Annotated in this window: 22 protein-coding genes; 10 read left to right on the top strand and 12 right to left on the bottom strand. The window is 69.3% G+C overall.

Translation table 11 applies throughout. The features are described 5' to 3' along the window. Positions 1-13 precede the first annotated feature (13 nt). From ALA01S_RS12825 to ALA01S_RS12815, 3 genes are all read right to left on the bottom strand, one after another. Positions 14-403: a c-type cytochrome gene (locus ALA01S_RS12825; protein WP_066336902.1), complete on the bottom strand. Its 390-nt coding sequence runs from the start codon at positions 401-403 to the stop codon at positions 14-16. 125 nt (positions 404-528) lie between these two features. Beyond that, the gene (locus ALA01S_RS12820; protein ID WP_238455785.1) at positions 529-2,214 is read right to left on the bottom strand and encodes a pyrroloquinoline quinone-dependent dehydrogenase; all 1,686 of its coding nucleotides are present in this window, start codon (positions 2,212-2,214) and stop codon (positions 529-531) included. A gap of 423 nt (positions 2,215-2,637) precedes the next feature. Next, entirely contained in the window at positions 2,638-3,936 is a 1,299-nt protein-coding gene (locus ALA01S_RS12815; RefSeq protein WP_066336901.1) for a M16 family metallopeptidase, read from the bottom strand. Positions 3,937-4,131: 195 nt separating this feature from the next. Between ALA01S_RS12815 and ALA01S_RS12810 the strand changes: the two genes are divergently transcribed. The 7 genes from ALA01S_RS12810 to ALA01S_RS12790 all read left to right on the top strand — a co-directional run bounded on the left by ALA01S_RS12810 (position 4,132) and on the right by ALA01S_RS12790 (position 11,705). After that, positions 4,132-7,287 (top strand): type VI secretion system Vgr family protein, encoded by a 3,156-nt coding sequence (locus ALA01S_RS12810; RefSeq protein ID WP_169805911.1) that lies wholly within the window; start codon positions 4,132-4,134, stop codon positions 7,285-7,287. Then, positions 7,284-7,898 carry a hypothetical protein gene (locus ALA01S_RS31765; protein WP_084267502.1) on the top strand — a complete coding sequence of 205 codons (615 nt, stop codon included), beginning with the start codon at positions 7,284-7,286 and terminating at the stop codon, positions 7,896-7,898. The genes ALA01S_RS12810 and ALA01S_RS31765 overlap by 4 nt, the downstream gene beginning before the upstream one ends. Next, positions 7,895-8,401 (top strand): hypothetical protein, encoded by a 507-nt coding sequence (locus ALA01S_RS32955; protein ID WP_157118976.1) that lies wholly within the window; start codon positions 7,895-7,897, stop codon positions 8,399-8,401. The genes ALA01S_RS31765 and ALA01S_RS32955 overlap by 4 nt, the downstream gene beginning before the upstream one ends. 230 nt (positions 8,402-8,631) lie before the next feature. Continuing rightward, positions 8,632-9,066, top strand: coding sequence for a hypothetical protein (locus tag ALA01S_RS32950; RefSeq protein WP_157118975.1), 435 nt, complete (start codon positions 8,632-8,634; stop codon positions 9,064-9,066). A gap of 185 nt (positions 9,067-9,251) precedes the next feature. Further along, positions 9,252-9,728 (top strand): MarR family winged helix-turn-helix transcriptional regulator, encoded by a 477-nt coding sequence (locus tag ALA01S_RS12800; protein WP_066336893.1) that lies wholly within the window; start codon positions 9,252-9,254, stop codon positions 9,726-9,728. A gap of 71 nt (positions 9,729-9,799) precedes the next feature. Beyond that, on the top strand, positions 9,800-10,984 hold the full coding sequence (locus ALA01S_RS12795; protein ID WP_066336890.1) for a multidrug effflux MFS transporter: 1,185 nt from the start codon (positions 9,800-9,802) through the stop codon (positions 10,982-10,984). A 130-nt stretch (positions 10,985-11,114) separates the two neighbouring features. After that, positions 11,115-11,705, top strand: coding sequence for a hypothetical protein (locus ALA01S_RS12790; protein WP_157118974.1), 591 nt, complete (start codon positions 11,115-11,117; stop codon positions 11,703-11,705). Between the two features lie 137 nt (positions 11,706-11,842). On the opposite strand, the gene ALA01S_RS12785 is transcribed toward ALA01S_RS12790, so the two are convergent. The 4 genes from ALA01S_RS12785 to ALA01S_RS12770 all read right to left on the bottom strand — a co-directional run bounded on the left by ALA01S_RS12785 (position 11,843) and on the right by ALA01S_RS12770 (position 16,021). Beyond that, the gene (locus ALA01S_RS12785) at positions 11,843-14,020 is read right to left on the bottom strand and encodes a TonB-dependent siderophore receptor (protein WP_084267501.1); all 2,178 of its coding nucleotides are present in this window, start codon (positions 14,018-14,020) and stop codon (positions 11,843-11,845) included. A gap of 14 nt (positions 14,021-14,034) precedes the next feature. Further along, positions 14,035-14,349, bottom strand: coding sequence for a hypothetical protein (locus ALA01S_RS12780; protein WP_066336884.1), 315 nt, complete (start codon positions 14,347-14,349; stop codon positions 14,035-14,037). Between the two features lie 249 nt (positions 14,350-14,598). Next, positions 14,599-15,774 (bottom strand): PepSY-associated TM helix domain-containing protein, encoded by a 1,176-nt coding sequence (locus ALA01S_RS12775; RefSeq protein ID WP_066336881.1) that lies wholly within the window; start codon positions 15,772-15,774, stop codon positions 14,599-14,601. A 10-nt stretch (positions 15,775-15,784) separates the two neighbouring features. After that, positions 15,785-16,021 (bottom strand): hypothetical protein, encoded by a 237-nt coding sequence (locus tag ALA01S_RS12770; protein WP_238455784.1) that lies wholly within the window; start codon positions 16,019-16,021, stop codon positions 15,785-15,787. 190 nt (positions 16,022-16,211) lie between these two features. On the opposite strand from ALA01S_RS12770, the gene ALA01S_RS12765 reads away from it, so the two are divergent. Next, a complete protein-coding gene (locus ALA01S_RS12765) occupies positions 16,212-16,805 on the top strand; it encodes a histidine phosphatase family protein (protein ID WP_238455783.1) in 594 nt (197 codons plus the stop codon). A gap of 185 nt (positions 16,806-16,990) precedes the next feature. Here the strand turns inward: ALA01S_RS12765 and ALA01S_RS12760 are convergent, their stop codons facing one another. The 3 genes from ALA01S_RS12760 to ALA01S_RS12750 all read right to left on the bottom strand — a co-directional run bounded on the left by ALA01S_RS12760 (position 16,991) and on the right by ALA01S_RS12750 (position 20,732). After that, positions 16,991-17,578 carry a hypothetical protein gene (locus ALA01S_RS12760; RefSeq protein WP_157118973.1) on the bottom strand — a complete coding sequence of 196 codons (588 nt, stop codon included), beginning with the start codon at positions 17,576-17,578 and terminating at the stop codon, positions 16,991-16,993. Between the two features lie 332 nt (positions 17,579-17,910). After that, on the bottom strand, positions 17,911-20,163 hold the full coding sequence (locus ALA01S_RS12755) for a xanthine dehydrogenase family protein molybdopterin-binding subunit (RefSeq protein WP_066336915.1): 2,253 nt from the start codon (positions 20,161-20,163) through the stop codon (positions 17,911-17,913). A 92-nt stretch (positions 20,164-20,255) separates the two neighbouring features. After that, positions 20,256-20,732, bottom strand: coding sequence for a (2Fe-2S)-binding protein (locus ALA01S_RS12750; RefSeq protein WP_066336873.1), 477 nt, complete (start codon positions 20,730-20,732; stop codon positions 20,256-20,258). A gap of 180 nt (positions 20,733-20,912) precedes the next feature. Between ALA01S_RS12750 and ALA01S_RS12745 the strand changes: the two genes are divergently transcribed. Further along, positions 20,913-21,467 carry a dihydrofolate reductase family protein gene (locus tag ALA01S_RS12745; protein ID WP_066336871.1) on the top strand — a complete coding sequence of 185 codons (555 nt, stop codon included), beginning with the start codon at positions 20,913-20,915 and terminating at the stop codon, positions 21,465-21,467. Here the strand turns inward: ALA01S_RS12745 and ALA01S_RS12740 are convergent. Continuing rightward, positions 21,446-23,515, bottom strand: a complete 2,070-nt coding sequence (locus ALA01S_RS12740; protein ID WP_157118972.1) for a glycosyltransferase family 2 protein — start codon at positions 23,513-23,515, stop codon at positions 21,446-21,448. The two genes, ALA01S_RS12745 and ALA01S_RS12740, sit on opposite strands and share 22 nt — an antisense overlap. Positions 23,516-23,824: 309 nt before the next feature. Here ALA01S_RS12740 and ALA01S_RS12735 point away from each other — a divergent pair, with 309 nt between their 5' ends. Continuing rightward, entirely contained in the window at positions 23,825-24,928 is a 1,104-nt protein-coding gene (locus ALA01S_RS12735) for a hypothetical protein (RefSeq protein WP_066336868.1), read from the top strand. 549 nt (positions 24,929-25,477) lie between these two features. Here ALA01S_RS12735 and ALA01S_RS12730 read toward each other — a convergent pair. Beyond that, on the bottom strand, positions 25,478-25,873 hold the full coding sequence (locus ALA01S_RS12730) for a ChaB family protein (protein ID WP_066336867.1): 396 nt from the start codon (positions 25,871-25,873) through the stop codon (positions 25,478-25,480). Between the last annotated feature and the right edge of the window lie 114 nt (positions 25,874-25,987).

Genomic DNA, 25,987 nt, shown 5'->3' with positions numbered 1-25,987 from the left:
TGAAATATCCGGGCTAGGGCGCCGGTTGCGTGGACAGCCAGTTCAGGTAGGACACCAGCTCCCAGATCTGCTCCGGCGTGAACGCCTTGCCCCAGGGCGGCATGATGTCGGCGCCGCGCCGGCCCTCGGTGATGGTCTGGAAGGCGGCGGCGGGCACGAAGTCGCTGCGGCCCTTGAAGCTGGGCGCGCGCCCGCCCACGCCTTCGCTGCCGTGGCAGTAGGCGGCGCAAGTGGCGCCAAAGCGCGTCTTGCCGGCTTCTATGCGCGCCGGGTCGGTGAGCGCGAAGGGCGGCTCGGCCGCACGCGCGGTCGGCGCGGCCAGCGCGCCCAGGCACAGCAGCGCCCAGCCCAGGCGGGCCTGCGAGGCACGGGAAACACGGGAAGCAAGCGGTTTTCGGGTCATGGTGATGCTCGCGCGTCAGAAAAAAAGACGGAGGGCAGCCGCCAGGAACCCGGCCGCCCTCCCCAACGGCGGCACCAAAGGCGCCGCCGGCATGCGCTCGGTGATGGAAGCCCGCAGCGCGCGCGTCAGTCCACCGTGAAGGCAATGAGCGCCGCGCCGCCAGGTAAATCGCGTATCTGCGGGAAGGCGCCGGTGAGGAAGCCCGGGGCGTGCGAGCCCAGGCCCGTCGGGATCACGATGTACTGCTTGCCCTTGACGGCGTAGCTGATGGGGCCGCCGCGCGCGCCGGAGCCGGCGTTGAAGCTCCACAACTGCTTGCCGTTGTCGGCGTCGAAGGCGTAGAGCTGGCCGTGCATGTCGCCCGTGAACACCAGCCCGCCCGCGGTGGCCAGCGCCGAGCTCAGCGGCGGCATGTCAAACCGCACCTTCCACGCCTGCTTGCCCGTGAGCGGGTCGAAGGCGCCCAGCCAGCCGTCGGCCTTCTTGCCCGGCGGGTTGGTCAGCGTGATCTCCGACAGGCCCAGCGACAGCATGCCCACCGCCGGCACCTCGCCCTGCTTGGCGCTGGTGACGGTGTTGCACACCTCCATGCCGTGCGAGTACCACAGCTTGGTGTTGGGGTTGTAGGCGCCGTGGTTCCAGCTGCGGGCACCCAGCAAGTTGGGGCAGTGCAGCTTCTGCTTGGAGGTCTCCGGGTACACGGGGTCTATGGGCAGGCCGGTCTTGGGGTCCACGCCCTTGGCCCAGTTCATGTTCTCGGTGTACTGCCAGACGTTGCGTATGGAACCATCGCTGGGGTTCATCACGTACACGAAGCCGTTCTTGTTCAGGTGCACCAGCGACTGCCCGCCCTTGCCGTCGGGCACCAGCAGCGCCTCGTAGGCGGCGTCGAAGTCCCAGGTGTCGTTGGGCACTTCCTGGCGGTGCCACTTCACCTTGCCGGTCTTGGGCTCCAGCGCCAGCAGCGTGGCGGTGTAGAGGTTGTCGCCCAAGCGGTCGTCGCGGTTGAAGTCGGGCGCGGCGTTGCTGGTGCCGATGTAGATGGTGTCGGTGGCGGGGTCGTAGGTGCCGGGCAGCCAGGCCGAGCCGCCGCCCTTCTTGCGGCTGTCGCCGGGCCAGCTCTTGGGGTCGTCGCGCGGCACCTCGAAGGTCCAGGCGCGCTCGCCGGTGTCGGCGTTGACCGCGTAGATCTTGCCTATGGTGGGCTGGTCGCCGCCCGTGGTGCCGCCGAAGAGGATGTTGCCCGCGAGCTGCGGCGGCGAGGAGAACAGCGCGCCGTACTCGTTCTTCATGTCCGACAGTTGCGTGGACCACAGCTGCTTGCCCGTCTTCTGGTCCAGCGCGATGAAGCGCCCATCCAGCGAGCCGATGAACACCTTGCCGCGGCCCACGGTCACGCCGCGGCTGGCCGAGCCGTAGAACACCTCCTTGACGATGGGGTCCAGCTTGGGCGTGTAGCGCCACAGCACCTGGCCGCTGGCCGCGTCCAGCGCGAAGACGTTGTTGTCGGCGGCGATGGAGTAGAGCACCCCGTCCACCACGATGGGCGTGGCCTGCAGGCCGTGGGTGATGGTGCCGGGCTGGTGGATCCAGGCCACGTGCAGCTTGCCGACGTTGCGCTTGTCGATCTGCTGCAGCGGGCTGAAGCGCCAGGCGTTGGAGCTGCGGTGGTACTGCGGCCAGTTGTCGGGGTCGTCGAAGCCGGGGCCGCTGCCCGCGCCCTGGGCCGTCCCCACGGCCATCACCAGACCCAGGGCGGCCAGCGCCCCCATGTGCTTGCAGCGCAGCGCGCCAAGGTTTGTGTTGTTCACGGTCGTCTCCTGGAAATCGTCGTTCGTCACTGGGATCGCGAGCGGCATCGATCAGTGGCCGCCGGAGCCGTTTCCGCAGCTTCCATGCCAAGCCGCCCGGCACGCGCGCCGCCCCCGTGCGACAGGGCAAGGCACCGGGGAAAACACGGACTCGGCGGCCGCGACAGGTGTTGCACGGCAGCCGTCGCGGGCCGCGACATCTGTCGCAGCGGCCGTCGCCGCGCGGCTTGGTTGCGCCGCGCACGCACCGCGGCCGCTGCAGGCAAGCCACAGCCGCAGACGAACCCGCAGCGCCCCCCGAATCGTCATTCCCGCCTGCGCGGGAATGACGAAGTTGGGAGGCGAAACGCCTTGGCTTACGGGATGCGGCAACCAGCCAACTTTCCCCGGCCAGCACCACCCACCCTCACGCCGCCCTCCGCCTCAGTTCAACCCCTCCTGCAGCGCCTCCATCACCTCCCCCACCTTCGCCCGGCTGGCCAGCCCAATGGCCGGCGCGGCGCGCAGCATGGTCTCGAACACCGCGCGCACCTGCTCGGCCGTCACGGCCTCGATCTGCGCCACCGCCTCGTCCGCCCCGATGAGCCGGCCGTGGACGAAGAGCTGCTCGGCGGCGGCCTCTATCGCGCTGAAGGGCCGCTCCTGCTTGTGCACGGCCTGCACCAGCAGCTGGTTGCGCGCGCGCTCCAGTTGCAGCGCGTCCACGCCCGCGGCCTGCTCCTTGAGCAGCCGGCCCACGGTGCGCAGGTACGCCATCAGCTTGTCCGGCTGGGTGATGGCGTCCACGATCAGCAGCCCGTGCACGTCGCTGGTCTCGGCTTCGCTGGCCACGTGGTAGGCCAGGCCCAGGCGCTCGCGCACCTGGTCCACCAGCGGGGCGCTCATGCCGCCGCCAAACAGCGTGGCGGCCAGCACGCCGGCCTGGTGGCCGTCCTTCATGGTGGGCAGCGGCAGCCCAATGGAGCTGTAGACCTGCGAGATGCCCGCGCGGCGGCGCGACTGCAGCCCGCCCACGTGCGCCACGGTTTCAACCGGCGCCGCCTCGCCGCGCGGCACGTGGCCGAAGAGCTCTTCGGCCAGCGCCTGCATCTCGGCCGCGTTCACGGCGCCCCCGGCGGCCACGACGAGATTGGCGCCCGTGTAGTGCCGGCGCACGTAGTCCACGAGGTCCTCGCGCGTGATGCGCTCGATGTGCCGGCGCGTGCCGATGATGGGCCGCGCCAGCGGCTGCTTGCCGTAGGCGGCCACGTCCAGCAGTTGCGACACGACGGACTGCGGGTCCTCCTCGTACTCGACGAGCTCCTGCAGCAGCACGTCGCGCTCGCGCGCGATCTCGTCCTCGGGGAAGGTGCTCTGCAGCACCACGTCGGCCAGCATGGCCAGCATGCGCGGCGCGTCGCGGCCCAGGCCGTTGAGGTAGTAGACGGTGGTGTCCTTGGACGTGTAGGCGTTCATGTCGGCGCCGATGCGCTCGGCGTCCAGGTTGATCGCCTGCACGTCGCGCGTGGCCGTGCCCTTGAAGGCCATGTGCTCCAGGAAATGCGAGATGCCGTTGAGCTTCGCGCTCTCGTTGCGCGAGCCGGTGCGGACGAACACCGCCACGCTGGCGCTGCGCAGGTGCGGCAGCGGCACGGTGACGACGCGCACGCCGTTGTCCAGGGTGGCGAGCTCGGCCGCGGGCAGCGCGGCGGCCGGGGAAATGAAGGAGTCGGTCTTGATCACCCGCGGATTGTCTCCTCGGCGCGACAGCCGGCGCCGCCGCAGGGCTGCAGCAGCCGGCTCAGGGATCGCCGCAATACCCAGTAACAACTGATCCCCCAAACTCGCGGGTCAGGGGCCTTGCCAGGAATGAAGTCGGCTTTGCCGGGTTGGGCACGGTTGCAAGCAGCAGTCATCGCCACGCGGGGGAGACCGGACGTGCGACTGAAAGCCAGCGGCAGTACCCCATTGGGCGGCTTCACCCAGGCCACGCGGCTCGTTCGCCTGCACACGCCATTGGGCGCCGACGCCCTGGTGGCCGAGGACCTGGAAGTCTGGGAATGCGTGGGCCCGCGCAACGGTCCCGCGCTGGGCGACACGCCCGCCGGCGACTGGAGCGACGGCCTGCAGCCCTGGGCGCTGGACGCCCGCCTGGGCCCGGCCCGCGCCGGGCTGCGCGTGGTGGTGCACGCGCTGTCCCCCGACGCCGCCCTGCCCGTGGACGAGTTGCTGGGCCGCCCCGCCCTGGCGGAGCTGCTGTGCCAGGACGGCGCGCCCAACCCACGCCCCTGGCATGCCCACGTCGTGGCCGCCTCGCGCCTGGGCTGCGACGGCGGATTCACCCTTTACCGCCTGGTGCTGGAGCCCTGGCTGGCGCTGCTCGCGCACCGCAGCGACGCGTGGGCCTTCCAGGACATGAGCGTGCCCCAGGTGCTGGAGGCCGTCTTCACGCGCCGGCTGGACGGCGGCGAGCTCGCCCCGGCCTGGCGCTGGAATCTGCAGGACCCGCACGCCTACCCGCGCCGCAGCCTGTGCGTGCAGCACGGCCAGAGCGACCTGGATTTCATCCAGCGCCTGATGCGCGAGGAGGGCCTGTTTTGCTGGTGGGAGCACGCGGGCGACGCATCGGCCCTCACGCTGGGCCGGCACACGCTGGTGATCGCGGACCACAACGGCGCCTTCACGCCCAACGTGCAGCCGCGCGTGCGCTTCACGCAAAGCGGCCAGCCCTTCCCCGAAGACAGCCTCACGCGCTGGCGCGACGGCGCGGGCGTGGCCGCGTCCGCCCTGCACCAGCGCAGCCGCGACTACCGCAGCCTGGACGCCCGCCCCGTGCGCACGGCCACGGGCGCGCCGTCGCTGCCAGGATTGACGCTCTCCGACACGCCCGGCCCCTATGCCTGGGAGGACGCCGCGCAAGGCCAGCGCGTCTGCGCGCGCCAGGCCCAGGCGCTGCGCGCCGCACGCGCCCTCTCGCACGGGCGCGGGCCCTGGCGCCGCGCGCAGGCGGGCACGTGCTTCACCCTGGCCGACCACCCGCGCCACGACGGCAGCGACGCGCAGCGCGACGGCTTCGTCGTCCTGGCCGCGCAGCATCGGGCCCGCAACAACGTCCACGCCCACCCGCTCACGCGGCTGCCTTCGCTGGATGACGTGTTCACCCCACCTGCCGCCGAGGACGAGGACGAGCCCCCGCTGCACGAAGCCGCCCTGCTGGCGCAGCCGCTGGCACGGCCGGTGCGGCTGTCCGACGCCGGGCCAGCCGCGCCCGCCGGCGGCTTCATCGGCCTGGCCCCCGCGCCGGACCCGTTGCCGTCGCTGGCCGGCCACGACACGGCACTTCTCACCGCCCCCTGCCCGCTGCGCAGCCTCACGCCGCCGGACGTGCGCCTGAACCGCACGCCCACGGCAGCCGGCGTGCAGAGCGCGCTGGTGACGGGCGACGGCGGCCCCGTCTTCACCGACCGTGACGCCCGCGTGCGCGTGCAGTTCCACTGGCAGCGCGGCAGCCGGGGCAGCCATCGCTTGCCGCACCCCGGCGGCCAGGACAACGCGCCGGGCACGGCCGCCAGCTCCACCTGGGTGCGCGTGGGCCAGTCGCACGCCGGCTTCAACCATGGCGCGCTGTTCCTGCCGCGGGTGGGACATGAAGTGCTGGTGGCCTTCGTCGGCGGCGACGTGGAGCGCCCCGTGGTGCTGGGCGCGCTCTACAACGGCAGAGGGCAGCGCGACGCCGCGGGCAACGAGGTGCACAGCGGCGTCACCGGCACATCGGCCTGCGCGCCGCCGTGGTTCCCCGGCGCCGCGCGCAACGGCCCGCACCAGGGCCACGCGCACGGGGCGGTGCTGGCGGGCCACCGCAGCCAGTCCCTGGACGAAAGCGCCACCGGCTTGGGCGGCTGGACCCAGCTCGTGATGGACGACAGCGCGGGCGCGGGCCGCGTGGAGCTGGCCACCAGCCGCGCGGCGACGCGGCTGCAGTTGGGCGCCCTGCTGCACCAGCAGGGCAATGAGCGCCTGGCCCCGCGCGGCCAAGGCCTGTCGCTGGACAGCGAGGCCCACGGCGCGCTGCGCGCGGGCTCCGGCTTGTTGATCAGCGCCCACGCCACGCCGGACAGCACGGGCCACGGCCAGCAGATGGACGTGCGCGCCCCGCTGGACGACCTCCGGCGCGCACAGGAGAAGCTGGAAAAGCTCGCCGAATCGGCCCAGGCGCACGGCGCGAAGCTGGCGGACGAGTCACCCGGAAAGCCGCTGCCCGTGGCGCGGGCGCTGAAGGCGCTGGCCGAGAGCCTGGCAGCCACGCGCGACAGCGGCGGCGCCTGGGGCGCCGCAAAGGGCGAGTCGCCCGGCGGCCTGGGCACGGTGGCCGCATGGCGGCGGCCGGAACTGGTCTTGGCGGCGCCCGCGGGCGTGGGCGTGTTCACTCCGGCGGCGGCGGTGTTCAGCGCGGGCGAGACGTCCAGCGTCGTCACCGGGCAGGACATGCACCTGCTGGCCGGCGGCAACCATGTGCTGGCCGCGCGCAGCGGCGTGGTGCTCTACACCTTCGGCCGCGCGGCGGACGATCGGCGGCCGAACCCGGAAACCGGCATCGCCCTGCACGCCGCCACGGGCAGCGTGCACGCCAGCGCCAACACCGGCGCGGCGCGGCTGGCGGCCAGCGGGCAGGTAGAAGTGGCGAGCACGCAAGGGAGCGTGGAAATTGGTTCGCCGCTGGGTGTGCTGCTGGCGGCGGCGGGGGCGGCTTTGAAATTGGAGAAGGGCGGGATTGAAGTGATTGCGCCTGGGGCGGTGAGGTTCAGGGCAACACTAAAAAATCTCACTGCCGGAGCAATGACAAGTACACCGAAATTGAGACTGCACCAGCCAGCACCAATAGACAGCGACGAAGAAGTCAGTATTGAGCAATATTTCGAAATATTAAATCAGGAAGGAAAACCAGTTGAGGGATACAGATACCATCTATTTATTGACGGCGTTCGTTACGAGAAAAGCAAGCCAATTGATAATGGAGGAACGCAAAAAATTCCTGGCCAATCAAAAATAAGCATGAACGCCTGGCTCGACAAAGATTCGGCAACTAAAATATGACCGAAAAGCTTGACAAACAAACTCGTCAACTTGCTGCAATGTCTTATGGTGAAGCCTCTACCAAAGATGATGCAGACGAGCTATTTGCATTGGCAAGCGTTCTTGTGCGTCAAAGAGATGCAAGAGGCTATGACAGCATCACCGAGTTTGTGAAATCAGAGAAGACGTTCTCATTTGTCACCAGCGACGGCAACAAACGCTACATGAAAATAATGAACGCAAGCGAAGAGAATATAGCAAAGGACAAAGGCATGAGTACAGCGGTTGAAGCCGCCAAGAATGCATTAAAGGGAGGCCCCGACAAGTCAAACGGAGCATATTTTTGGGACGGAGCAGACATCAAATCAAACTATAATAACCATTTTAAAGTAAAGCATGGAATAAGATTTTCAGATCCATCACACAATATTTACGACATTAAAGAATCCACAAAAGAAGTTATTGTATACAAAGTAATAAAGAAAAAAATAGGCAAGAGAGAAATTACAGAAAAAATAGAATCAGGAAGATATGATCACATTTACATCTCAACCGCAGCTTATGGCGGAACAATTTTTTGGAAATTCAATCCTGTATATATCGAAACAACCAGAGCAAAAGAATACAAATGAACCACTTACTTTATTTATGCTGCTTGCTGGCATGCCAAGCGGCAGTAGCAGCCAGTCCTTCACAGGCAATAATTCAAACCTGCCTCAAAGGCAACCCAACCCAAAAATCACCGACAGCCACAGAAGTACCAACAGGAGAAGTCTACAAAGAAGATAACTATTTACCAGGACTCGAAGCAGTATTTCTGATTGAAAAGAATCAAATGGAATTAGGCTATATCAAAGGAAAATCAGGTGACGCCATATTATTCAACAAAAAAATATTCCAACTCAACGAGGCAAGAGTCGCAGCCGGTCCGTTGATGCCGCATGAGTTTGAACCTTATACCGCTACATGGCTTTTAATAACAAACCAAGAAAGTCGCTTCTTATGCGTCAGCTTCAATTTTGAAGGCATCGGCCAAAGTGGAAGATTTCAAAGTATTCGTGGAGGCTATCTTATTGATGCTCGTAAAAAATCAAAAACTCTTTATTTTGCCACGGGTGATATTAGCAAATTTTAAATGCAATGCATTTGCAAATCAGCATGAAATACGCGAAAGTGTTCTGGCCAATGAGAATATTTCGACAATCCTTCCCTCTCGACGACGCGCACTTCCTTATATTCAGCCGCACTATTGGAAAGCACAAATCCTGCAAAATCTTGACCAGCGATTTAACCGGTAAGAACCGGTGAGATCAGAGAAACTAAAACTATCCCAACTGCCTTTTCCCTTGAAGCCCTTGACGCAACATGCTTGCTGAAACGCCTGCCGTTTCCAAAGGAATTCCACGGCCTACAGAAAAATGCGGACCGACCTTTTATCCTTACGTGACAACGAGCCGAAGCACAGACTGGCTGAGCAAATTGATCCGCTCATTCGAATACCGGAAACACAATGTCCGCCATGCCAATTTCGATTATGAAAATCCGGTTTCCAAAGGCATGCATCCGGTATTTACGATATTGCCTCCCATGGACGATATTATCGTCGTTCGGGTAGACGACATGGAATATTCCGAAAGCAGAGATTCCATGATCGACACCTATTTGTCCATGAAAAATGGGAAAGTTGTTGACATCTTGAGCGAAGGTTGCGACTTTGACGTGTCCTATACGTGCAACAACCACAAGCCGGATGAAAAATTCCAACTCCAACCGGACGGGTGTTTCAAAAAAAGCCAGTAACCCATAACTCACGAAGTTCGCCAGAAAACACCAACGCCACTGTCGCAACAGTCCGCCACCAAACGCCACACCCGCGTGCACGCAGCCTCACACGCTCATACCGCCGCTGCGGCGCCCGCGATGTCACCGGCTCGTCCATTCAGGCCTCCCGCCTCAAGCCTTTGCTACGCAAGCTATTATTTAGCATGCAAACAATCGATGATCCCCTGCGCCAGCTCACCCGGGGCCTGCTGCGGCTGTCGCGCGGCTACCGTGCGGCGGCGGACCGGGTGGCGGCGCAGTTCGGCCTCTCGCACGCCACGGCCTGGGCCGTGGTCGTGATCCACCGCGCCCCCGAGGGCGCACGCCCCGGCGCCGTGGCCGAGGCGCTGGAAATCGAGCCCTCCTCGCTCGTGCGCCTCATGGACCAGCTCGTGGCCGCCGGCCTCGTCCAACGCGAGGACGATCCCGCCGACCGCCGCGCCAAGCGGCTGCGCCTCACCGCCGCCGGGCTGGACATCGCCCAGCAACTGGAAGACGCCCTCGTCCTGCTGCGCCGCCGCCTCCTGGGCGACGTGGAGCCGGCCGACCTCCACGCCACGCTGCGCGTGCTCGCCGCGCTGGACACTGCCCTCGCCCACGAGGCCGGCCAGACGACGCCCGCCGACACCGCCACGCCCTGAGCCGCGCACCGCGCTTGGCCTTCTTCCGTTCAACCGCAGCGCCGGCCGCGCCCCCGAGCGGCCACCACCCCATGAAGTTCCCTGCAAACCGCGTCGCCCCGCCGCTGTGGCTGCTGGTGCTGGTCACCTTCAGCGGCACGCTGGCCATGCACATGTTCGTCCCCGCGCTGCCGCTGGTGGCGCGCGAGCTGCACGCCACCACGGCGGCGGCGCAACTGAGCATCAGCCTCTACATCCTGGGCCTGGCGCTGGGCCAGCTCGTCTACGGCCCGTTGTCCGACCGCTGGGGGCGCCGGCCAACGCTGCTGGCCGGGCTGTCGCTCTACACCGCCGCGGCAGCGCTGTGCCTGGCCGCGCCCAACGTGCACACGCTGCTGGCCGGTCGGCTGCTGCAGGCGCTGGGCGGCTGCGCGGGGCTGTTGCTGGCGCGCGCCATCGTCCGCGACACCTCCGACGCGCAGCAGACCCTGCAGCGCCTGGCCACGCTGGGCCTCATCACGCTCATAGGCCCGGGCGTGGCGCCGCTGCTCGGCGCCGTGGTGGTGTCGCACGCGGGCTGGCGCTGGGTATGCGCCTGCTTCGTGGCCCTGGGCGCGGTGGCGCTGGCCGCCGTGGCGCTGCGCCTGCCCGAGACGCGCCCGGCCGTGGCCGCGCAGCCCCGGCGCGGCTCCCTGCTGGCCGACGCGCGCGTGCTGCTGCGCTCGCGCGACTTCGTCGCCTGCGCGTTGGGCGGGGGCTGTTCGACGACGGCCTTCTACGCCTTCGTGGCCGCCGCGCCCTTCATCTTCGTGGAGCGGCTGCACCGCCCGCTGCACGAGGTGGGGCTGTACCTGATGGCGCCGGTGGTGGGCATGTCGCTGGGCAATTTCGCCGCGTCACGACTGGCGCCGCGCGTGGCGCCGCTCGGCCTCATGCGCTGCGGCGCCACGCTCAGCCTCGCCTGCGCGCTGGCGCTGCTGGCGGCCCTGGCCCTAGCGCAGCCGCCGGCCTGGGCCGTGGCCGCGGTGATGGGCGTGCACGCCGCGGGCGCGGGCCTCACCAGCCCGGCCGTCTCCACGCGGGCGCTGAGCGTGGACCCGCGCCTCACCGGCTCGGCCGCCGGGCTCTACGGCTTCACGCAAATGGCCATCGGCGCGCTGTGCAGCGCCCTGGCCGGCCTGGGCACGGACCACGGCGTGGCCGCCGCGCTGGTGCTGGTGGGCGCCGGGGCGGTGGCGCAGACGGCGTTCCGCCTGGGCCTGCGCACGCCCGCCTGAACGACGGGCCCAGGCAGGACAGGCCCCGCCCCGCACCCCCAGGCCCACCCAGGGGGAAATCCCACCCCCACGAAGACGCAGTGGCACCGGCGCTTGCGGCAAGCTCCGCGCTGACCAGGAGGATGGCGCCATGCACACGCCCACGACCCGCCCAAAAGAAGAAGCCCGCTCCCCCTTGCGCTTGGGCGCGCTGGCGCTGGGCCTGGCTGCGGCCGCGCTCTTCATGGCCGCCACCACCGTGCGCAGCCCCCTGGCCGCACCGGCCGACGCGCCGGCCGTGCCCGGCGACTCGCTGCGCGCCAACGCCGCCTTCACCGCCCACCTGCTGCTCACGCCGGATGAGCCCGCCCTGCGCCGCGCTTGGGCCGCGGCCGCCACCGCCGGCACGCAGCCGGACCTGCAGGCCACCGACCGCGTGGCCGCGGGCGCCGGCGTGGGCGCGGTGGTCATCCTCAGCGGCTGCGCCCCCGACGCCGCCGGCCGCTGCGACGTGGCCGTGGAGTTCGCGCTGCTGGCGGCCGACGGCTCGCGCCAGGCCCTGGGCAGCGGCTCGCTGTGGACGCAGCCCCCGGCCACGCCCAACTTCTCCCTGGGCAGCGCCGCGCTCACGCTGCGCACCACGCCCGCGCAGCGCGGCGCGCAACTGCGCGTGCTCGCGCGTGTGACCGACCGCGTCGCGCACCGCACGCTGGAGCTGTCGGCGCCGCTGCGCGTGGAGTAGGCGCGCGGGACGGCGGCGCCGCGCCGTGCTGTTGGGGAACACTGCGAGGGCCTGCCAGGCCTCTCGCGATGCCGCCGAAGGCCGACGCAGCCCCCGCTGTCCCCGGCCGGGCGTCCAACGCCGCCCGGCCTTGCCCCTCACCAGCGGTAACTCACCGACGCCACGGCATTGCGCCGTGTACCCCACCAGCAGTCGCCCCGGCCCAGGCAGGTGGCGACGTAAGTTTTGTCCGTCAGGTTGCTGACGTTCAGGGCCGCGCGCCAGTGCGCGCCCTCCCACGCCAGCAGGGCGTCCAGCAGCGTCACGGACGGCACCGTGGGCCCCGCGCCGTCGTGGAATGCGCTCAGATGCCGCACGCCCGCGCCCAGTGAAAAACCGGGCAGCCCGCCCAACGCGAAACGCCAGCGCCCCCAGGCCGAGAGCTGGTGCGCGGGCACGGCCTCCAGCGGCGCCTCCAAGTCCGTGTAGGTGTAGTTCGCCACCAGGTCCAGGGCCCGCGCGGGCGAGGTTTTCAGCTCCAGCTCCACGCCGCGCGCCCGCGTTTCGTCGAGCTGCGCATACAGGCTGGTGGCCGGGTCCTGGCGCAACTGGTTCACTTCGCGCAGGTCGTACACGGCGGCGTTGAGGACGGTGCGGCCGCCGTCCAGGTCGCCCTTCACGCCGGCCTCCCACTGCTTGCCGCGCAGCGGCTTGAAGCGCTGGTTGCCCTGGTTGGCCACGGGGCGGAAGGACTCGCTGTAGCTCAGGTAGGGCGACCAGCCGCCGTCGGCCAGGTACATCAGCGCCAGCCGCTTGCTGTTGGCGCGGCTGGCCTCGGTGCCGGCGCCCTGCGTCTCGTTGCGCGCCTCGTCGTGGCGCAGCCCGGCGGTGAGCTGCCAGTGCGTTCCCAGCCGCATCTGGTCCTGCAGGTACAGGCCCGCCTGCCGCTGGGTGGAGGGCGCCGCCGGGCTGAGCGCCGGCGGCGTGAAATTGCCGTACACGGGGGCGTAGGCGTCCATGAGGCCGCCGGCCGCGGAGCCCACTTCGCCGCGCTTGCGGTAGCGCGCCAGGTCCAGGCCCAGGAGCCAGTCGTGGCGCACGCCGACGGCGTCGCTGCGGCCTTGCAGGTGCTGATCCAGCGTCAGCAGCCGCGTGCGGTTGTCTTCGGCATAGGCATAGCGCTCCAGCACCCGCTTGCCCATCGGGTCGGCGCCCCAGTCGCCGGGCAGGCTGAAGGAGTCGGCGTAGGTGGAGCGGTAATCCACGTCGTTGCGCGTCCAGCGCGCGTTCTGGCGCAGCGTCCAGCCGTTGTCGAAACGGTGCTCCAGCAGCCAGCCCAGGCTGCGGCGGTCGGTGTCGTAGCGGTCCCAGCCGGGCTCGCCGATGAAGCGGCTCGTGGGCAGCCGGCCGTTGGGGTTGGCCGTGAGCACGCCCGACCACGGGAAGAACTGCGACGTGGAGCCGCTGCGGTCCGACTGCGCCAGGGCCTGCAGTGTCAGCGACGTGGCGGCACTTGGGCGCCAGGTGAGCGAGGGGGCGAGCACGCGGCGGTCGTCGCGCACGTGGTCCACCTGCGTGCCGGCCTCGCGCGCCACGGCCACCAGGCGGTAGAGCCACTGGCCGTCGGCGGTGAGGGGCCCCGTCAGGTCGGCCTGGAGCTGGCGCCGGTTCCAGCTGCCCAATTGCAAGCCGACCTCGCCCTGCGCCTCGGCCTGCGGCCGCTTGCTCACCATGTTGACCACGCCGCCCGTGCCGCCCTGCCCAAAGAGCATGGAGGCAGGGCCGCGCAGCACCTCGATGCGCTCCAGCGTGTAGGGCTCGGTGCGGGCGTTGCTGGTGTAGTAGTCGAAGTTCTTGCGCAGGCCGTCCAGGTATTCCACGGGATCGCCGCCGCGGATGCGCACGGAGTCCGTGCGTGAGTCCAGCCCGTAGGCGTCGGAGCGCACGCCGGCGGCGTAGTTGAGCGCGTCCTGCACGTTGGTGGCGCCCTGGTCGGTGAGGAGTTCGCGGGTAACCACCGTCACCGACTGCGGCGTCTCGGCCAGCAGCGTGTCGGTCTTGGTGGCGGTGGCGGCGCGGCGGGCCTGGTAGCCGCGCACCGGCGAGGTGGCGGTTTCGCGTTCGGAGCGCGCCGTGGCGCGCACGGCGGGCAACGTGGTGTCGGCGGCATCGGCCGCATCCCGCCCATCGCCCGCCGGTGGCAGCGAGGCCGGTGCGCCGGCGGGAGGAGCCGCCGTCTGCGCGCGCGGCGCGCCGCCCAACAAGGCCAGCGCCGCGGCCAGGGCCAGCAGGTGCGGGCGGGGCGGCGCCATGCGCCGGGTTCCTTTGGAAGCCATGGCAGCCGGCCCTTTCAGTGCAGGGCCACGGAAGCGGCCAGCGACTGCGCGCACGGCGGCAGCGCGTGCCCTTGCGCGAGCTGCGCCCAGCGCGACTGCGCGTTGCCCAGCGCGCCGCGCAGCGCCTGGCTGGCACCCTCGTGGCGTTGCAGCAGCAACAGGTTCAGCGCCACCTTGTGCGCCAGCAGCGCGCGCTGCGCGGCGGTGTCCACGCGGGCGTTTGGGCAGGGGTCGGCCCAGGCCGTCATCAGGGCCACGGTGCCGGCCACCAGGGCCTCCAGGCTGGGGCCAGCCGCCGCGTCGAGGGGATCGTGTTCGTCAAGGCGCATGCTCAGTGTTCCAGGGCGTTGTGAGGAGAAAGAAGGAAGCGGGCGGGCCCGGCCCATGCGGCGGCCCGCCCCGGGCGGCCGGCGGCACGCACGGGGGCTCAGGAGGCTCAATGGGTTCGGGGGGTTCGGGGGTTCAGCGCGAGCCTCAGCCCGCCACGGGGACGAAGACGTAGACGGCCACGGCCAGCACCGCCGCCACGGCCACGGGCAGCCAGTCCAGCACCAGGCGCCAGCGCGGGCCTGGGCGACTCATTGGGGCACCTGCGCGCGGCGCGCCCGCGGTGCGGCATCGGCCAGCGCCACGCCGGCCTCCTGCGCCAGCGGGCGCGGCTGGCGCCGCTGCAGCCACAGGTACAGCCCGCTGCCCAGCACCACGATGCTGGCCAGGTCCAGCAGCGCCCACAGCACCTTCATGGGCAGCCCGGCGTAGTCGCCGAAGTGCAGCGGCTGCGACAGCAGCAGCGCCGCCAGATACCAAGGCAGCTCCGGCGCCGCGGTAACGGTGGCGGTGCGGGCATCCACCAGCACCGGCTGCAGCAGCTTGGCCGTGAGCGGCGTGTCGCCGCGCAGGAAAAACGTGTTGTGGTGCGGGCTGGAGAAGGCGGTGCCGGGGAAGGCGATGAAGGACAGTTGCGTGTGCGGCGCGGCGTCCTGCGCCGCCTGCAGCGAGCGCTGCAGCGAGCCGCGCTCGGCCGCGGGCACCAGCGGCTGGCCCTGGTAGGGCGACAGCAGCGCGGCGAGCTGGTCCGACTGCCAGTACTTCATCACCAGCTCGGCCCACGTGTTGACCACGCCGGTGGCGCCCACCACCGTGAACCACACCAGCGTCACGATGCCCAGCAGGTTGTGCAGGTCCAGCCACTTCAGCCGCGCCGAGCGCTCGCGCCGCACGGTGCCGAAGTCCAACCGCCGCATGAAGGGCGCGTACAGCACCACGCCGCTGACGATGGCCAGCACCAGCAGCAGCCCCATGAAGCCTAGGAAGAGCTTGCCCGGCAGCCCGGCGAACAGGTCCACGTGCAGCCGCAGCATCACGTGCATGAAGCCCTCGTCGAGGACGCGCTCGCCCAGCACTTGGGCCGTGCGCGCATCCACGACGATGGACTTGAAGTCCTCGGTGGGCGCCGGCGTGGGCGTGAGGGTGACGAACCACAGCCTGTCGTCGTCCTCGTCCGGGAACGCGAACTGGACGACGCGCTCCGGGTAGCGCGCCTGCGCTGCGCGCAGCACCGCGTCCAGGCTGGCGGGCGGGCCCTCGTGCGCCAGCGCGGGCGGCTCGATCTCGTGGCCCAGGAGGTGGTCGATCTCGTGCTGGAAGATCAGCGGCAGCCCGGTGAGGCACAGCAGCAGCATGAACACCGTGCACACCAGGCTGCTCCACTTGTGCAGCCACGACCAGGCTTTCAGGGAACGCGTGCTCGCCATGGGCCGGGCCTCAGCGCCGCGCGCCGGCAGCCGGCAGCGGCTGACGCTGCGCCGCCCGCCGCCCGCTGAACCAGGCCATCACGGCCACGGGCACGCCCAGCGCGAACCAGGACCAGGCATCGCCGCCCGCCTCGGACACCAGCGCGGACAACAGCCCCGAGGCCGTCAACGCCCCAAGCCCCACCGGCCAGCCCCACAAGCGCCACGCGGGCCCGCCCAAGCCACGCCACCGCGGTTTGGTCCTCACCTCGCCCCTGTTCGATTGGTTCATCGGTTTCTATACGCAAATGCGAATCGTTCTCAATCGTAAACTAGAACGAAACTTTCCCACGAAAAAGCCCATGGCGAGGGCAAGGCGTTTGAGCGGCGCTCGGCTTGCGGCTTGCCCGGGAAACCCTGGTCACATCGGCAGGACAACGGCTCAGGAGGCCTGGACCATGGGCGAGGCGGAACCAGCGGGCATGCAGCGGCGGCAAGTGCTGGCGGCGGTGGTGGCGGGCGCGGCGGCGGCGCCCGCTTGGAGCGCGGCCGCGCCGGACGACGCCGCCTGGGCCGCGCTGCGCGCGGGCGGCATCGTGCTGCTGCGCCATGCCGAGGCACCCGGCGTGGGCGATCCGCCGGGCTTCACGCTCGGCGACTGCGCCACGCAGCGCAACCTGAGCGGGCGCGGACGCGAGCAGGCGCGGCGCGTGGGCGAGCGGCTGCGGGCGCAGCGCGTGGCCGTCGGCGCGGTCTGGACCTCACAGTGGTGCCGCACCCGCGACACGGCCGCGCTGCTGGCACTGGGCGAACCGCGCGAGGAGCCGGCCTTCAACTCCTTCTTCGACGAGCGCGGCGACCCGCGCGCCCAAACCGCCGCGGCCCGCGAGCGGCTGCTGGCCTGGCGCGGCCCGCGGGCGCTGGTGGTGGTGACGCACCAGGTCAACATCACGGCGCTCACGGGGGCCGGCGTGACCTCTGCCGAGGGCATCGTGCTCAGCGCCGCCCAAGGCCGGCTGGACGTCGTGGGCCGCCTGGAGGCGCCGCGTTGAGCCTGCCCGACCGCGCCGGAAAGTCGGCCCCGGCTTTGGCCAAAATTAATGCTGGCCACCCCGCCAGCCGCCACCGTCCCGGTCAACCCAAGCTCTGGTGGCGTCGCTTTCAGGCGCCGCCCCTTTATCTCCCCGCAACCTCAGCGGGGAATAAAAAACCCGATCATTCACATGGTCGGGCTTTTTCAACTGCCCCGCTGCACGGCAGTAAGCTGGTCCGTGAAATGGGACACGTAACCCGTGGACGGCGCACCTTTGGAATATTTGATGGTGCTGTCGAATTTGATTTTCATGCCCGATGCCCTGTCATACCAGGTATTCATGACATTATGGCGGGTATAGGACATCGCGGAGCTGGTGGTATCAACCTCCTCGTAAACATGGACCGCTTCATAAGTGCCGGCCGGCACGGACACCGTTTCCGTGCCCACCACGTGCCCAAGGCGCAGATGCGATGCGACCGGAGGGGATGAACCGCAGGTCCAGGTCCAGTCGCCGGCCCACGTGCTGCCCAGCAGCAGCGGCTTGGGCAACAACACCCGCGAGGAGCTGTCTTGGCAAACGGTCGCCGGGCCGCCATCCACCCGGTTCGTCGTGCGCAGCAGCCGGCCTTGGCCATCGTAGTTGCTCACGGATTCAAGCCCGCCGAAGCGCAGACCATTGACCGTGTTTGAAGCGCTCAGATCCTGGCGCGTCACGGTATGTGAACCGTCCGCCGCCGCCACGCCATAGGTCAAGCGATATGCAGTGTTGATGGTATTGTTGCCGCTCACCAAGGAGGTTTCCTGGTAAGTCAGCGATGAACCCGCCAGCCAGGATGCAGAGGTGATGAGAGATTTCTCCTCGCTACTTCCCGAGCCGCCCCCGCAGGCCGACAAAACCAGCACGCAGGCCGCAATTATTCCGTATTTCCTCAAAACACAACCCTCGTTATTTATTATTTCGCAATCCCGATCGGTTATTAATTGAATATCCGGCGGCTGCGAACCTTCAAATTATGGGGCAGCCGGCCGCGCCGCCATGACGTGTGAAATCAAAAACGTGCCAACGAATCTCGGCGCGCGCGGCGCCCTTGCCGCCGCGCGCGCCGTCAAGGGCGGCAGGCTCAGTTGGCCCGCGCCGTTTTGGTGGCCCTGGCCGGTGCGGCCGAGGCGGCCTTGGGCGGCTTGAGCTGGTCGCCCACGGGCAGCTTGCGCAGCCGCGTGCCGGTGGCGGCGAAGATGGCGTTGGTCAGCGCCGGGGCGATGCCGGAGGTGCCGGGCTCGCCGATGCCGCCGGGCTGGTCCTGGCTGGGCACGAGGTACACCTCCACGCGCGGCATCTCGTTCATGCGCATGACGCGGTAGTCGCCGAAGTTGCTCTGCTGCACCCGGCCCTGGTCCAGCGTCACCTCGTTCCACAGCGCCGCGCCCAAGCCGAACACCACGCCGCTTTCGAGTTGCGCCTGCACCGTGTCGGGGTTGACCACCTGGCCGCAGTCCACGGCCGCCACCACGCGGCGCACGCGCACCTGACCGTCGGCGTTGACGGCCACCTCGGCCACCATGGCCATGTAGCTGCCGAAGGCGTACTGCACCGACACGCCGCGCCCCGCGCGCTCGCCTGCGGCCTCGCGCAGCGGCTGCGTCCAGCCGGCCTTTTGCGCCGCCAGCTCCAGCACGGCGCGGCAGCGCGGCTGCTTGGCGAGCAGCGCCATGCGGTACTGCACGGGGTCGCGCTGCGCCTTGACGGCCAGCTCGTCCATGAAGCTCTCCACCACCCACACGTTGTGCGTGGCGCCCACGCCGCGCCAGAAGGCGGTGGGGATGGGCGGCTCGTGGCGCACGTACTCCACGCGCTGCGCGGGGATGTCGTAGGGAATGTCGGCCGCGGCCTCCACGGCGTCGGGGTCCACGCCGTTCTTGACCAGCGGCGGCGCGAAGCGCGACATGATGGAAGAGCCCGTGATGCGGTGCATCCACGCCTTGGGCCGGCCCTGCTCGTCCAGCGCGGCGGCGATGCGGTCCAGGTAGTAGGGCCGGTACATGTCGTGCTGGATGTCCTCCTCGCGCATCCACACGAACTTCACCGGGCCGCTGGCCTGGCGCGCGAAGGACACGGCCTGGACGATGAAGTCCACCTCCAGCCGCCGGCCGAAGCCGCCGCCCAAGTAGTGGTTGTGCAGCACGACCGCCTCGTCCGGCAGCCCCGCGGCCTTGGCCGCGGCCGTCTGCGCCAGCACCGGCACCTGCGTGCCCACCCACAGCTCGCAGCGGCCCTGGCCCAGCGCCACGGTGCAGTTCATGGGCTCCATGGTGGCGTGGGCCAGGAAGGGCATCTGGTAGATGGCGCTCAGGCCCGCGGAAGCCGGCGTCTCGGCCAGCACGGCCGGCACGTCGCCCGCGTTGTGGGCCACGGCGCCGTCGCCGCGCGAGGCGGCCTCCATGTCGGCCACGATGGCGGCGGTGGTGAGCGCGCTGTACTGGCCGCCCGTCCAGGTCGGCTCCAGCTTGGCCAGGCCCTGCTTGGCGGCCCACATGTGGTCGCCCACCACGGCCACGGCGTTGTCCAGGCGCAGCACCTGGCGCACGCCGGGCACGGCGCGCGCGGCGGCCTCGTTCATGCCCGCCAGCCGCCCGCCCACGATGGGGCAGGCCGCCACGGTGGCGATGCCCATGCCGGGCACCTTGGCGTCTATGCCGAACAGGGCGCGGCCGTTGACCTTGTCGGCCGAGTCCAGCCGCTTGACGGGCTTGCCGATCAGCCGGAACGCCGAGGCGGGCTTGAGCGGCACGTCCTTGGGCACGTCCAGCTTGGCCGCCGCATCGACCAGCTCGCCGTAGTGCAGCGTGCGCCCGCTGGCCGGGTGCGTGACCACGCCGTTGACGGCGCGCAGCTCCTTGGCGTCCACCTTCCAGGTCTGGGCCGCGGCCTGGACGAGCATGGTGCGCGCCGTGGCGCCGGCGCGGCGCAGCGGCTCCCAGGCGCCGCGTATGGAGGTGGAGCCGCCGGTGAGCTGGCCGCCCAGCAGCGGATCGGCATAGAGCTTGTTGTTGGGCGGCGCCTGCTCCAGCTTGACGGTGGCGGGGTCCACCTCCAGCTCCTCGGCGATCAGCATGGGGATGGAGGTGAAGGTGCCCTGCCCCATCTCGACCTTGTGGACGATGAAGGTCACCGTGCCCTGGCGGTCGATGCGGATGAAGCCGCTGTAGGCCAGCTCTGGCGCGTCCTGCGACAGCGCGGTGGTCGCCTGGCCCACCGCGGCCTCGGGCGGCTTCTTGTCGCGCGGCGGGTTGGGGGCGTTGAGCGGGTTGACGGCGCACCCGGGCAGCGCGATGCCCACGAGCAGCCCGCCGCCGGCAGCGGCGCCGGCGCGCATGAAGGCGCGGCGCGAGGCGGAAGACGGGCCGTCGGCACCGTCGCCCTGGCCGCCCCGGCCACCCCGTTGGAACTTGCTGGCGATGTCCATGCTCAGGCTCCGCGGGTGGGACGTGCGATCTGCGAGGCGGCGACCTTGATGGCCGCGCGGATGCGCTGGTAGGTGCCGCAGCGGCAGAGGTTGCCGGCCATGGCGGCGTCGATGGCCGCGTCGTCGGGGTTGGGCGTGGCGCGCAGCAAGGCGGTGGCGGCCATGACCTGGCCGCTTTGGCAGTAGCCGCACTGCACCACGTCGAGCTCGCGCCAGGCGGCCTGCACGCGGCGGCCCACCGGGTCCTGGTCCACGCGCTCGATGGTGACCACGCGCTTGCCCTCCACGGCCGACAGCGGCGTGACGCAGGAGCGCACGGCCTGGCCGTCCAGGTGCACGGTGCAGGCGCCGCAGGCGCCTATGCCGCAGCCGAACTTGGTGCCGGTGAGGCCAGCCACGTCGCGCAGCGCCCACAGCAGCGGCATGTCGGCCGGAAGCGCCAGCGTGGTCGGCTGGCCGTTGAGCGAGAAGGTCGGCATGGTTCACATCCCCGGTGATGAACAAGCCCCGCGCAAGGGCAATTGGTGTTCCCCTGTGACGCGCGAAGGCCATGGGCAAATTCGCAAAGCCCGCCAGCCTACCCTGGCGCGGCGCGCAAGCGCCCGGGCGCCGGCCGGCCACGCTGGACGGCCTCCCGCCAGCCGCCCAGACTTCCCGCCATGAAAACCCAGTACTACACCGCCTCGTCCCTGGACGGCTTCATCGCCACGCCGCAGCACTCGCTGGAGTGGCTGATGCAGTTCGGTGAGGCGCCGGGCGGCGGCTATGACGAGTTCATCGCCCAAGTCGGCGCGCTGGCCATGGGCGCCCACACCTACGAGTGGCTGCTGCGCCACGAGATCCAGCCGGCCGGGCGCCCCGGCAAACCCTGGTTCTACGCACAGCCCACCTGGGTGTTCAGCAGCCGCGAGCTGCCGCGCGTGGCGGGGGCGGACATCCGCTTCGTCCAGGGCGACGTGGCGCCGGTGCACGCGCAGATGGCGCGCGAGGCCGGCGGCAGGAACCTGTGGATCGTCGGCGGCGGCGAGCTGGCCGCGCGCTTCCTGGATGCGGGGCTGCTGGACGAGGTGATCGTCACCTTCGCACCCGTGGCCTTGGGCGGTGGCGCGCCGCTGCTGCCGCGCGACCTGTCCAAGGCGCCCTGGCGGCTGCTGTCGGCGCGCGCCTTCGGCGAGGTCTTCGCCGAGCTGCGCTACGCCGTGCGCCGGGGCTGAAGCCGCTGGCGCAGGCCGCGGCGCGCCCGCGAGAGCCAGGCGGCAGCACCCAGCTTCAGGTCGGCGCAGGCCGCGCCCACGCCGATGAAGCGCGCCAGGCCGTAGGCCAGGCACAGCGCGTTGAAGGCGGCAAAGCCGGAAAGCAGCCATTGCCCGTGGTGGGCGGCCAGCAGCGCGCCCGCCAAGGCCAGCGCCGGCAGGCTCAGTTGCGCCGCCACGTGGCCGGCCGGCGAGGCCGTGCGGTCGCCCACCTTGGGCGTGCGGGCGAAGGCCGCCTTGCGCCGCAGCAGCATCTGGCGCAGCGACTGCAGCACGCCGGCCGCATTCACCGGCACCAGCATGAGATTGAGCGCATAGACGCGAACGAAATCCCGCCACCCGTAGCCGCAGCGGCGCAAGTCCTGCGCGTACAGCAGCAGGTAGGGCAGCGCCGACAGGGCCAGCCAGGGGCTTGCGAGCGCCGGGTCCAGCGGCAGCAGCGCCAGCAGCGCGACGCCGAGGCTGGAGAGCGTGGGCGAGAGCAGGTAGTGCGCGCGGATGAGCAGCTCGCACAGCCCCGGGCGCGCGCCGTGCGCGGGCCGCGCCACGTAGCGCAGCAGGTCGGCCAGGATGATCAGGCCGCCGTTGGCCCAGCGCCGGCGCTGGATGATCAGCGCGCCGAAGTCCGGCGGCGTGGCGCTGTAGGCCAGGCGCTCGGGGTGGTTGTGCAGCGTCCAGCCGCGGCGCACGAGGTCCAGCGTGGAGCCCGTGTCCTCGATGACGGTCTTGTCCTGTATGAACACCGGCACCTCGAAGCCGCGCTCCACCACCGTCTCGCGGATGTCCTGCAGCGCCGCCACGCGCAGCAGCGCGTTGGCACCCACCCAGTAGGTGGCGCCGAAGAACGTGAACCCCTGGTGGACCAGGTACTGGATGTCGGTCTGCGCGCCCGCGCAGCGCTCCAGCAGGCCCGGCGCGCCGGGGTGGCTGGAGTACGGCGTCTGCGCCACGGCGATGCGCTCGTCGCGTGCCATCACCGCGGTGAGCTTCAACAGGTAGTCCGGGCGCACCAGGCTGTCGGCGTCCAGCGTGAGCAGGTAGTCGGCGGCGGGCACGGCGAAGTCGGCCGCCTCCTCCGGCACCTCGCGCAGCAGCTCGCCCTGCGCCGTGGGCTCGATGCGCAAGGCGCGGCCCAACAGCGCGATGTAGCTGTTGAGGTTCATGGCCTTGTTGGGCGCGTGCGAGAGGTTGTCGAAACGCTTGCGCTCGAAGGCCGAGATGTCCATGCGCAGCAGCGTGGCCAGGCGCTGGAACTCCAGCCGCAGCTCGCGCCGCGTGGGCGCGCGCCCGGCGCGCAGTTGCGCGGCGCGCTCGCGGTGCGCGTGGGCCGCGGCCTGGACGATGTGGCGGTTGAAGAAGTCGTCCACGTGGGCGAAGGCGGCGTCGGCCTGCGGCTCGGCCAGTTGCTCCACCCAGGCGGCCAGCGCCTCGTACAGCCCGGCGGCGCGCTGCGCCTCGGCCGCGGCGTCGAAGGCCCGCGCCCCCGCGGTGCGGAACATGAAGCCCGCCAGCTCGCGCTCCAGCCGCTGCGCGGCCTGCTCGAAGCGCGCGTGCAGCGCGGCCACCAGCTCGCGCGTGGCCTGCAGCGCGTCGGCATCCGCCCCCGGGCCGCCGCGCGGATCGTCCAGCAGCAGCACGATGCGCTTGGCCGGGTACTCGCTGAGCGCCGCCGACAGCAGCGTCTGCCGCACCACGCGCAGCTCCTCCTTGTAGGACGGCACCAGCACGCACACGCGCGGCGCGGGGCCGGCGTGCTCGTCGTACACGCTGTCCAGCTCCGGGCGCCCAAGCGACGTGAAGCCCTGCTGGCGGCAGCCGTGGCCGAAGCGGGCCAGCAAGTACACCAGGCTGCCGTAGCTCAGCCCCGCGAACAGCAGCAGCGCCATGGCCGCCTGCCAGGCGGGCGCGCCGCCCGGCGCCCAGGCGCTCGCGACGACGTGGTCCGCGCCCAGCAGGAAGGCCAGCACCGTGGCCACCATGGCCAGCGCGGTGACGGTCAAATCTCGCATCCGGTATTCCCTCAATGGTCGAGCTGGGGAATCTAGGGAGAGTAAATCTGCAAAGCTGTAATGATCTTTGCTGTATCTGCTAATTGAGCGTCAAAGCCGCTACTGCTTTTATCGAATATGTACTGATTTCGTAAAGGTGCGGCTGCCGGCATTTACACATTCAGTGCTTTCACGGGGCCTGGGGATGGAAATGGGGCGAAGTTGTGGTGCGATGCCGGCCTGCCTTGCGCCGGCAGACTCGTTTCATTTGTGTCATGCCGTGCGCACGGCGATTGCCCGCCGGACATGGATTGGAAAGGACCCTCCCACATGCTGAACCTGACCCGCCGCCAGATGCTTGCTGCCGCGGCCGCCACTTGCGCTCCCGCGCTGACCCATGCCCAGGGCGGCGGTATGAAATGGCACCCCGGCCAGTACATCCATATTCCCAGCCGCGGCGGCACGGCCGCCGTGGAAGACACGCTGGATCAGATCCGCAATATCCAGTCCGCCCGCGGGCTGCAATTGCGCTACACCTGGGCCGATCTGGAAACCGACGAAGGCAAGGTGGACGCCAGCCGCATACTGGAAGACCTGGACCGGGTTTCCAAATACAAGAAGCGCCTGCACGTGCTGCTGATGCTCAAGTCTTTTGCCGGCGGCAACCGGCCGGTACCCGAATACCTGGAGAGAAAAACGGAACGCGGTGCGGCGACTTTCAATATAGGCATAGAAGAAAAGGAAGCCCCCGGCGGCCCGCGCAAGCGCAACGGCCAGAACATTGCGCTGTGGGAGCCGGGCGTATTGAAGAGCCTGGAAGAATTCTTGCGCGGCCTGGGCCGGCAACTGGACGGCCACCCGGCGCTGGAGGGCGTGGCCATCAACGAGACCTCGCTGGGCCGGGCCGCGGACCGCAATATCGAGGACGACGACAAGATTCAATTCTTCAAGAACCTGGCCTCGGCCAACCGCACCATGCGCAAGGCCTTCCCCACCACGGTGACCATTCAGTTCGTGAATTTCCCCAAGCAGGCCATTCCCATTCTGGTGGACCAGATGCCGGACTACGGCATTGGGCTGGGCGGGCCGGACGTGTTCCTGGACGACAAGTCGCTGCGCGACAACGTCTACGTGCGCTACCCGGGCCTGGCCGGCGTGATACCGCTGGCGCCGTCCGTCCAATATGAAAACTACGTGGCCCTGAAACACCAGGGCGAGCGCACCATGGTGCCGCTGGAGGATTTGTACAATTTTGCCCGCAACCAGTTGCGCGCCAATTACCTGTTCTGGACGCGGCCGCAGCAGGGCCTGAAGAACGTCTGGCCGGACGTGCTGAATTTCCTGAAAACCCACCCGCAGGCGTCGCAATTGACCGGCGGGTTGGCGACGGCGTGCCCGTCGTCGTTCAAGGGGGGGTGCAGTGCGATTTCTTGAGTGATGAGGTGGAAATCGGCTGATATCGACTGATTGAGGTTTGATTCCTGCCGGAATCGTTCACGGCGATCCGAATCAACCCAACCCAACCCAACCCAACTCGGCTCGGCTCAACTCAACTCAAATGCCGGCATGCATCGGCATGCCGTAAGCCGAGCCGCTTCGCACCCTATTCCGTCATTCCCGCGAAGGCGGGAATCCAGGCGGTCCCACGCCAGAACGAAGTGGGAATGCAGGAACGCCAAGGTATTGACCTCAGCACGCCGACATATGGGCTACGGCCTGTTTGGGGGCTGCCTGGATTCCCGCCTTCGCGGGAATGACGAAGCAGGGGGCGCTGCACATGGGCCTGCGGCAGGCACCCGTCAATTTGCCCGAGCCCAACTCACGAATACTTCGGCGGATCCTTCACCGGCGGCGACTGGCTCGGTGTCGGCGGGTCTTCCACGGCCGGCTCGGCGTCCGGGGCGGGGGGTGCGGGCGGCTGCGGCACCGGGGGGTCCGGCGGGATGTCGTGCAGCCGCCACGGCCAGTCCTGAGCGCCGCCCATCAGCGCTGCTTCCTCGCGATGGCGCGCGCCAGCGCTTCCTTGCTCATGGTCGAGCGGCCGGCGATCTGCAACTCCTTGGCCCGCGCGTACAGCTCGGCCTTGCTGTGGCCCAGCACGTCCACGCCGCCGAAGGTTTCCTTCGGATGCTCGCGCGCCTGGCGCCCGCCCGCGGCGTCCTGCGGGTCGGACGGGCCCTTGTGGTCCTTGGGCTCCCAGTGGTCGCCCACCTTCTCGAAGCCGTGCTTGAGCGAGGCCATGGCCGTGCGGCGGGCGCGCTCGCCGCGGCCGTACTCGCCCTCGGCGCTGCGCAGCGTCTTGGCATAGGTGCGCTGCGCCTTGTCCGGCGAGCGCTGCAGCGTGGAGGGCAGCTCCACGCCGAATCTCTGCTTGCTCATGGGGTCCTCCTGGTCACTGGGTGCGGGCCCTGCTCCACGCGGGGCCCTCCACCCGGCCTGCCCCAAGCCGCTGGCAACCCCTGTTCCCGCGGGGTCCGCACGTGAGGTCTTTCA

It is taken from the genome of Azohydromonas lata NBRC 102462 (assembly GCF_001571085.1).
In the GTDB taxonomy this organism is placed as follows: domain Bacteria; phylum Pseudomonadota; class Gammaproteobacteria; order Burkholderiales; family Burkholderiaceae_C; genus Azohydromonas; species Azohydromonas lata.
The sequence above is the reverse complement of the archived record's forward strand: the minus strand, read 5'-3'. Positions and strand labels throughout refer to the sequence as shown.